The 1,019-nt window shown below is 60.3% G+C and carries 1 protein-coding gene; it reads left to right on the top strand.

The features are described 5' to 3' along the window. Nucleotides 1–199: 199 nt before the first annotated feature. Nucleotides 200–943 (top strand): phosphatase PAP2 family protein, encoded by a 744-nt coding sequence (locus ACE04F_RS20230; protein ID WP_486109423.1) that lies wholly within the window; start codon nucleotides 200–202, stop codon nucleotides 941–943. The last annotated feature ends 76 nt before the right edge of the window (nucleotides 944–1,019 follow it).

The following is a 1,019-nucleotide window of genomic DNA, read 5'->3' as shown; positions in this document are numbered from 1 at the left end:
CGGTGGAACAGCCGCCATCCAGGTTGAATGTGCCGACCGTTCGCGAGCAGGCTCGCTCCCACAAAAGGGTCAAGCGCCCCTGGAGTGGGGCTGCGCGGGCCTTGACGAGTTTTTCACCCAGCCTTCACACCGCCCGAACGCAACGCAGACCAGACTGTGCAATGCGCTGATCACGAAAACTCCCATCAAAGGTACTGCCATGGTTTCCACTGCCATCCGCCCCGCTTCCAGGCGCCTGAATTTCCGGGTTGCCCTGGGCCTGCCCGCCGTGGTCGCAGCCATTCTGGTGTTGCTGGAACTGACCACCCTGGACATGAACGTAGCCAAGCTGTTTTACGATCCGACGGCGGGTGGGTTTATCGGTCGACACAGTTTTTTCCTGGAAGACATCCTGCACGACCGGGCCAAACAGTTGGTCATCGGGTTTTCCGTACTGGCGGTCGTGGGATTTGTCGCCTCGTTTTTTATCGCTCGGCTCCAGCCGTACAAGCGGGAGCTGGGTTGCCTGGCCCTGTCGCTGGCACTGGCGACTGCGTTTGTCACGCCACTGAAAGCGGTGACGGCAGTGCAATGCCCCTGGAGTCTCAAGGAGTTCGGCGGCAAGGAAACCTACAGTGAGCTACTGAGCCCGCGCCCGGCCACCGACAAACCCGGCCGATGCTGGCCCGGCGGGCATGCCGCTACCGGCTTCACGCTGTTTGCGTTGTTTTTCGTACTGCGCGACCGGCGCCCACGCCTCGCACGCCAGGCGCTGGTGTTCGCCTTTGCCCTGGGCACGGTGTTTTCTGTGGGACGCATGATGCAAGGGGCGCACTTTTTCTCCCACAACGTCTGGACAGCGGTGTTCTGCTGGCTGATTTGCCTGGGGTGTTATTACTGCGTTCTGTACCGGCCAGCTTCTGCACCTGAACGTTTGGCCGTCATCCGCCCCGTCAATGCCTGAACATAAATTTTAATGTGGGAGCGAGCCTGCTCGCGATAGCGTCGGGTCAGCAAACTCAATGCTGATTGTTATACCG

This window comes from Pseudomonas sp. AGC41 (genome assembly GCF_057334555.1).
Note: the sequence above shows the minus strand (reverse complement) of the source record. Positions and strands in the feature narration are given on the sequence as shown.

Bases quoted from the DNA above. Each gene is read 5' to 3' on its own strand.
- ACE04F_RS20230 (WP_486109423.1), top strand. From the start codon at position 200: ATGGTTTCCACTGCCATCCGCCCCGCTTCCAGGCGCCTGAATTTCCGG.